Source organism: Halomonas sp. 3D7M, assembly GCF_014897885.1.
In the GTDB taxonomy this organism is placed as follows: domain Bacteria; phylum Pseudomonadota; class Gammaproteobacteria; order Pseudomonadales; family Halomonadaceae; genus Vreelandella.
Window position 1 is genome coordinate 1 of sequence record NZ_JABUZF010000269.1, and the last position, 6254, is coordinate 6254.

A 6254-nucleotide genomic window follows, 5' to 3' on the forward strand; every position below is an offset into this window, starting at 1 on the left:
CCCAGCCAATCGGCTGGGTTTTTTGTTTGCGCGGAAGAAAAAAACACTTCCTAGCCCCTATAACAAAGCGGCTACCTCCCGAAGCATGCACCGCACGTCACACTCGAATCACCGCACCGTCATTCCCGAGCCACTACGCCGTCATTCCCGAGTGGGGTTATCGGAAATCGACCTTGACCTTGGCCTGCAGCAGCCCGAAACCCCAGCCCAACATGGATTCCCGCTAAGGGCCTGCGGGAATGACGAGGGTGGCGCGGAGGTATAAAGCGGCCACCTCCCGAAGCGTGCACCGCACGTCATGCTCAAGTCGCCACACGTCATTCCTGAGCCATTGCACCGTCATTCCCGAGCGGGGTTATCGGGAATCCACCTTGACCTTGGCCTGCAGCAGCCCGAAACCCCAGCCCAACATGGATTCCCGCTAAGGGCCTGCGGGAATGACGAGGGTGGCGCGGAGAAGTGCATAGAACTTCCTTAAAGCAACCGTTTTAATAAATTAAATAACAGGGAGTTACTGGTCCTTGGTGGCGGAAATGCTGCCTAGCAACTAGTATGAGCGGGTACCTATCATTCAAGCAGCATCTCAGGAGGAGAAGCGATATGAGTACCCCGTTGATGAAGAAGCTTGCGGTTGCGCTACTGATGGCCATGATGATGGGCGGCCTAGCTGCCTGTGATAATCAGGGCCCTGCTGAAGAAGCAGGTGAAAATATTGATGAGAGCATGGAAGATGCGGGCGAAAGCCTAGAAGAGATGGGCGAGAATATCGAAGAGTCTGCTAAGGAGTAAGCGAGCGCCTCTTCACCGTGTATTGATACGTATCGATATAAAAACAGCCGCTAAGAAGCGGCTGTTTTGCGTTCTAAGGCAGTCATGCTAACTGATCAGGGGCTATGAACCCGGATTTTGCTCAATACCCTGTAGGTACCAGGGCGCTTGATCGCGCAAACTGCGAGTCAGGTGCCATGTTTCGTTGAACTCGGTTTGCTCGCCGTTCTCTTCCAAAATGCCGTGGAAAATAACGCTGGCTTCGGCATAGCCATCGTACTCATTGATATCGCCTAGTTCAGCAAACAGACGTACCACCTCGGTACGATTATTGGCAGGCTGCTCGGCACGCTCTTTACGTAGCAAGTTGTAAAATTCTGGCGTTACATACTCTTGAATCTGGGGCAGATCATTATTGTCCCAGGCACGTTGCAGCGTCATAAAGTGCTCTTTGGCACCGCCCAAAAAGCGCTCTTTATCGAACCAAGCAGGCGTGCTCTGTAAGCTGCTCGCCAAACTGCCAGGTGCTGCGGTGAAGCTGCTCGGTGTGTGCTGAGTCTCCTGGTGTTCACGCTGATAGCCTGCCACCGTGGCTGATGCTGGGCGTCGCTGTCGCATAAAGGCACGGAAAGCGAAGATTGCTAAGGCAACAATTCCAGCCATTAGCAATATGTCCATAAGGCGTAGCTCATCAAAGGCGCCGCCGAAGAAGAGGGCTGCTAGTAAACCTCCGGCCAGCAGGCCTCCCACCATGCCGCCCATACCACCACGACGAGCGGCAGTAGCTTGGCCTTGTTGCTGAGTGCTCTGAGCTTGTTGTTGTGCCGGAGTGCTGGCGGGCTTATCCGCCGAGCGAGAAACACTACCCATACTGCTACCACCGCCTAAGCGTCGTGCTTCGGCATAATCAACGGCGGCACTTATGCCTATAACGCTGACCAGGAACATGGCAAAAAACTGTCGTAACATTCTGATTCTCCATGAGAGATGCAGTAATTAAGGTTATCCACCTCGGGAGAGGCGTGTAGGAAATAAGCAGTGACAAGTTTACCGTGTAAGTGGGGAAACGGGTTAAGGTGTTGTTGTGTATAACGACAAAAAGAGGGTGAAAACGTGCGCTTACATCAAGCTCAAAGTTTGTTACTAATTGTCGACTTTCAAGCGGGACTTTTGCCCGTGATTGATGGAGGCCAATCAGCGATTGAAGAGGCTGCCTGGTTGGCTGGTGTTGCTAATGCAGTAAAAGTACCTGTTTGGCTAACGGAACAGTATCCAGAGAGGCTCGGTGGTACTGCCCCTGAGTTATTAAATGCACTAGGCGATCATCGCATTTGGCAAAAGCATCATTTCAGCGCAATGGAAGAGGCTGAGTTTGCTGAAACGCTTGCAGAACAGGGGTGCAAACAAGTGATTATTTGCGGCACTGAAGCTCATATCTGCGTTTTGCAAAGCGCGCTTGGCTTGTTAGAGGCGGGGTATCAAGTGTTTTGGCTGAGCGAAGCGACGGCGAGCCGTCGCAGTGATGAGGCCCGCCTTGCTCGGGAGCGCGCTTGTGCTAACGGAGCGGTGGCGGTGACAGCAGACATGGTTGCCTATGAATGGCTATATCGCTGTGATACGCCACTGTTCAAAGATGTCCACCAACGCTTTCTAAAGCCGCGCTCGCCGCGCGCTGTGACTTTTTTCTAATGAGCGCGTTCATTGACGAGCATTTTCGTTACGGGTGAACACTAAGGTGTCACCTTGAGAGGCCGCAGGATCAAACCGATACCCAGCCACGTCAAAAGCAGTGAGTTGCTCGGGATCGTTGATTTGTTGCTGGATAATCCATGCACTCATCAAGCCGCGGGCTTTTTTTGCATAAAAACTAATGATTTTGAACGAGCCGTTTTTCTCGTCTTTGAAAACGGGGGTGATGACTCGAGCGGCTAGCTTCTTCGTATCGATCGCCTTGAAGTATTCGTTAGATGCAAGGTTGACCAGTACGTTTGAGCCACTTTCTTCAATGGCGCTATTAAGAGCTTGCGTTAACGTTGGTTTCCAATAGGCGTAAAGGTCCTTGCCAGCGTCATTGGGCAGTTTGGTGCCCATCTCCAGCCGGTAGGCCTGGATCAGATCCAGCGGACGTAGCAAGCCGTATAGCCCCGATAGAATACGCAGATGGTGCTGGGCAAAAAGATTGTCGTCATCGCTAAAGGTGTTGGCTTCCAACCCTGTGTAGACATCTCCTTGGAAAGCCTGAACCGCTGGCTTGGCATTATCCAAGGTGAACGGTGGTTGCCAGTCAGCGAAGCGGGCAGCGTTAAGGCCCGCCAATTTATCGCTGATGCCCATTAGATCGCTGAGTTGTTGTGGTGAATAATCGCGCAGAATCTCAATTAATGGTTGGCTATGGTCGAGAAAGTTGGGCTGAGTGACTTTATCGGTTGTTGAGGGTGTTTCAAAGTCTAGCGTTTTGGCGGGGGAAATAACGCTCAGCATGGCGTGCTCCTTATGCCGTGACAGAAAAGAGGAAGAAGTAACTGATGCGATTATACCAAGCCTCGGCGATGGCCGAGGCTATCGGTTTGATAGTGAAAACGTGATTAGGGGCAGGGGTTAGGCATCCTACGATGGATGTCGTCGATTGCGGTGAGCACTTCTTCATCCAGCTTAAGGCTCTCGCTGTCGAGGTTGCTTTCAAGCTGATCCATCGTGGTGGCGCCAATAATATTGCTGGTCAGGAAGCGACGAGAGTTCACAAATGCCAGCGCCATTTGGGCAGGATCCAAGTCATGCTCCCTGGCCAGTTGAACGTACGCCTGTGTTGCCGCTTCTGCTTCTGGCGAGGTATAGCGTTTAAACCGCTCATAGAGCGTCAAGCGCCCTTTCGGCGGCTGTGCACCATCAAGGTACTTACCCGACAGCACACCAAAGCCCAGCGGCGAGTAAGCGAGTAAGCCCACGTCTTCACGGTGAGCTATCTCAGCGAGACCGACTTCAAACGAACGGTTAAGCAAGTTATAGGGATTTTGAATAGACGCTACCCGTGGCAGCCCCAACTGCTCAGATAACTGCAGCATGCGCATAACTCCCCACGGCGTTTCATTAGAAAGGCCTATGGCGCGTACTTTTCCGGCATCAACAAGTTCTTTTAGTGCTGACAGTGTTTCTTCTAGCGGTGTTGCGTCTTCTTGCTCTTCATGGGCATAACCCAGTTGGCCAAAAAAGTTGGTTTTGCGATCTGGCCAGTGCAATTGATAGAGATCGATATAGTCAGTGTTGAGCCGTGCAAGGCTGGTTTCAACAGCCTGATGTAGATGGTCACGAGTCATTCTTGGACCACCACGAATATGGTCTAAGCCAGGGCCTGCGGCTTTGGTGGCAATAATGACATCGTCTCTGGCACTACGGGCTTTCAGCCAACTGCCAATATAAGACTCTGTAAGCCCTTGCGTTTCAGCCTTTGGTGGAACCGGATACATTTCAGCGGTGTCAATAAAGTTGATGCCAAAAGCGACTGCGCGATCAAGCTGCTCGTGGGCTTCTGCTTCACTATTTTGTTCGCCGAAGGTCATGGTGCCTAAACAAAGTCGGCTGACCTCCATCCCGGTTCTACCCAGTGGGCGCGTTTGCATTATCGTCTCCTCAATGAAGCGAAATTGCCTCAGGATATTCGGTGATAAACGCCGCTAATAACGGCGCGTGACAGGCATGTTAGCGAGGCGCTACAAAAGCAGCAAATCAATAGGGTTGAGTAAGCGCAAAGGCAGGCGTATGCTTGCCAGCCCATCGACCAGCCTAGCGCTGGTTAATCGTATGGTTAGCGGTCAAATCGCAGGAACGATGGCTAGCCGAAGATCTCAACAGATAGGCAGGGTGGTTTGCCATGCCGCAGGCATCAACTTTGTTTACCCGGTTAGAGTTTCGCCTAGCCGAACAGCTGTTTCATACTCGCTGGTTATTGCCGCGTTCGCCGCGTACCCAACGTTTGACGATGCGCTTGTTTAAACGCTGTGCAGAAGCGGGGCATCCGGACGCGCAGTCGATCTACGGTCACATGCTGTTTCATCGCAGCCTGTCACCGCAGGATAAGGCGCGTGGCGCGCGTTATGTGTTAGAGGCGGCTCAGGCTGGTGATATAAGATCACAGTATCAAGCAGCGCAAATTCATGAGCATGGCTGTGTTCAGTACCCGCGGCGCGAGGATTACGCGGTGACGTGGTATGCCCGAGCTGCCCAATCAGGCCATTATTTGGCCGCAGAGCGACTAGCGCGCGCCTATCGGTTAGGTGAGCTAGGCTTGGCAGTAGACGGCGAGCAAGCAGCCTATTGGCAACGCTTGGCTGATCGTCAGTCAACGACGGAAATGGCGGCAGCCTAGAAGATAAGTCAGTGGTTTGGCCGCTGAGATCAGTGAATGAGGAAATCAGTGTCCGAGACGCTACCGACAGTGCTAGATATTGAAGCGTCCGGATTTGGGCGCGGCAGCTATCCTATTGAAGTTGGCATTGCTCGTGCCGACGGTAGCTGCTGCGCGTTTCTCATTCAGCCGTTGGAGGAGTGGACGCATTGGGACTCCAAAGCTGAACTTTTACACGGAATTTCCCGAGCTCGCTTACAGCGAGAAGGCCACCCTGTGCGCCAAGTGGCACAGTGGTTAAACGACGAACTGCGTGACATAGGCAAAGCCTATAGTGATAGTTGGGGATACGATAACACCTGGCTATCGCTGCTGTTTCACCATGCGGGAATGCTGCCGCGCTTTCGTTTAGAAGCATTACGGATTTTGCTCAGCGAAGAGCAGCAAGCATTGTGGAGTAACACAAAGGAAGCTGTCATCGCTGAACGTGGTATACACCGTCATCGCGCGGGCGAAGATGCTCGTCTGTTACAGCTCACTTATCAGCGTACCTTTATGCTAACTGAAGGCACTAAGCGCTGATGCTGGGAGCGTTCTTAGACGGGTCTTAAGTACTGGTTTTAAACGCTGCCCTTAAGTACTTGCCTTTACTATATCTCTTTAATACAGCCGGTTTACGCTGAATCAAGCTGTGTTTCTAATGCAGCCAGTAGTTGGTTGGGCGTGGGCGCATCCATCAACATATCGCGTGTTGTTTGGGCCAAAAAGCCGTGGCTGACGGTGCTATCCAAAAAGGTAAGCAGTGGAGCATAAAAGCCATCGGTGTCGAGTAGACCCATGGGTTTTTCGTGAAGCCCTAAATAGCCCCAGGTCCAGATTTCAAACAGCTCTTCAAAGGTGCCTATGCCGCCAGGCAGGGCAATAAAAGCGTCAGCATTGGCGGCCATAGTCGCTTTGCGTTCGTGCATATTTGGCACGCGTATAAGCTCAGTCAAGCCAAAGTGTGCCTGCTCGCGCTCAACAAGGTGATCTGGCATCACGCCAATCACTTTGCCGCCTGCATCCAGCGTCGCATTGGCGAGTGCCCCCATTAAACCAATACGTGCACCGCCATAAACAAGCGTGTGCCCGCGGTCGGCAATGG

The 6254-nt window shown here is 52.4% G+C and carries 9 protein-coding genes; 5 read left to right on the top strand and 4 right to left on the bottom strand.

The annotated features are described in order from the left end of the window. Both INT22_RS21520 and INT22_RS18540 read left to right on the top strand, forming a co-directional pair. Positions 1 to 265, top strand: a 265-nt coding sequence (locus INT22_RS21520; protein ID WP_226912902.1) for a hypothetical protein, incomplete at its 5' end; no start/stop codon positions are given. Between the two features lie 335 nt (positions 266 to 600). Continuing rightward, positions 601 to 789: a hypothetical protein gene (locus tag INT22_RS18540; protein WP_089039355.1), complete on the top strand. Its 189-nt coding sequence runs from the start codon at positions 601 to 603 to the stop codon at positions 787 to 789. A 102-nt stretch (positions 790 to 891) separates the two neighbouring features. On the opposite strand, the gene INT22_RS18545 is transcribed toward INT22_RS18540, so the two are convergent. Next, complete coding sequence (locus INT22_RS18545) at positions 892 to 1737, bottom strand: Tim44 domain-containing protein (protein ID WP_193061736.1); 846 nt, start codon at positions 1735 to 1737, stop codon at positions 892 to 894. A gap of 144 nt (positions 1738 to 1881) precedes the next feature. On the opposite strand from INT22_RS18545, the gene INT22_RS18550 reads away from it, so the two are divergent. Next, positions 1882 to 2457 carry an isochorismatase family protein gene (locus INT22_RS18550; RefSeq protein WP_193061735.1) on the top strand — a complete coding sequence of 192 codons (576 nt, stop codon included), beginning with the start codon at positions 1882 to 1884 and terminating at the stop codon, positions 2455 to 2457. Between the two features lie 9 nt (positions 2458 to 2466). Here the strand turns inward: INT22_RS18550 and yaaA are convergent, their stop codons facing one another. Next, entirely contained in the window at positions 2467 to 3249 is a 783-nt protein-coding gene (yaaA, locus tag INT22_RS18555) for a peroxide stress protein YaaA (RefSeq protein WP_193061734.1), read from the bottom strand. Positions 3250 to 3353: 104 nt separating this feature from the next. Continuing rightward, positions 3354 to 4385: an NADP(H)-dependent aldo-keto reductase gene (locus INT22_RS18560; protein WP_193061733.1), complete on the bottom strand. Its 1032-nt coding sequence runs from the start codon at positions 4383 to 4385 to the stop codon at positions 3354 to 3356. Between the two features lie 251 nt (positions 4386 to 4636). Between INT22_RS18560 and INT22_RS18565 the strand changes: the two genes are divergently transcribed. Both INT22_RS18565 and INT22_RS18570 read left to right on the top strand, forming a co-directional pair. Then, positions 4637 to 5131 carry a tetratricopeptide repeat protein gene (locus tag INT22_RS18565; protein ID WP_038480797.1) on the top strand — a complete coding sequence of 165 codons (495 nt, stop codon included), beginning with the start codon at positions 4637 to 4639 and terminating at the stop codon, positions 5129 to 5131. 48 nt (positions 5132 to 5179) lie between these two features. Beyond that, entirely contained in the window at positions 5180 to 5692 is a 513-nt protein-coding gene (locus tag INT22_RS18570; protein WP_193061732.1) for a hypothetical protein, read from the top strand. A gap of 92 nt (positions 5693 to 5784) precedes the next feature. Here the strand turns inward: INT22_RS18570 and INT22_RS18575 are convergent. Beyond that, the coding region (locus INT22_RS18575) for an LOG family protein (protein WP_193068747.1) at positions 5785 to 6254 on the bottom strand (470 nt) is incomplete at its 5' end.

Bases quoted from the DNA above. Each gene is read 5' to 3' on its own strand.
- INT22_RS18540 (WP_089039355.1), top strand. From the start codon at position 601: ATGAGTACCCCGTTGATGAAGAAGCTTGCGGTTGCGCTACTGATGGCC.
- INT22_RS18545 (WP_193061736.1), bottom strand. From the start codon at position 1,737: ATGTTACGACAGTTTTTTGCCATGTTCCTGGTCAGCGTTATAGGCATA.
- yaaA (WP_193061734.1), bottom strand. From the start codon at position 3,249: ATGCTGAGCGTTATTTCCCCCGCCAAAACGCTAGACTTTGAAACACCC.
- INT22_RS18560 (WP_193061733.1), bottom strand. From the start codon at position 4,385: ATGCAAACGCGCCCACTGGGTAGAACCGGGATGGAGGTCAGCCGACTT.
- INT22_RS18565 (WP_038480797.1), top strand. From the start codon at position 4,637: ATGCCGCAGGCATCAACTTTGTTTACCCGGTTAGAGTTTCGCCTAGCC.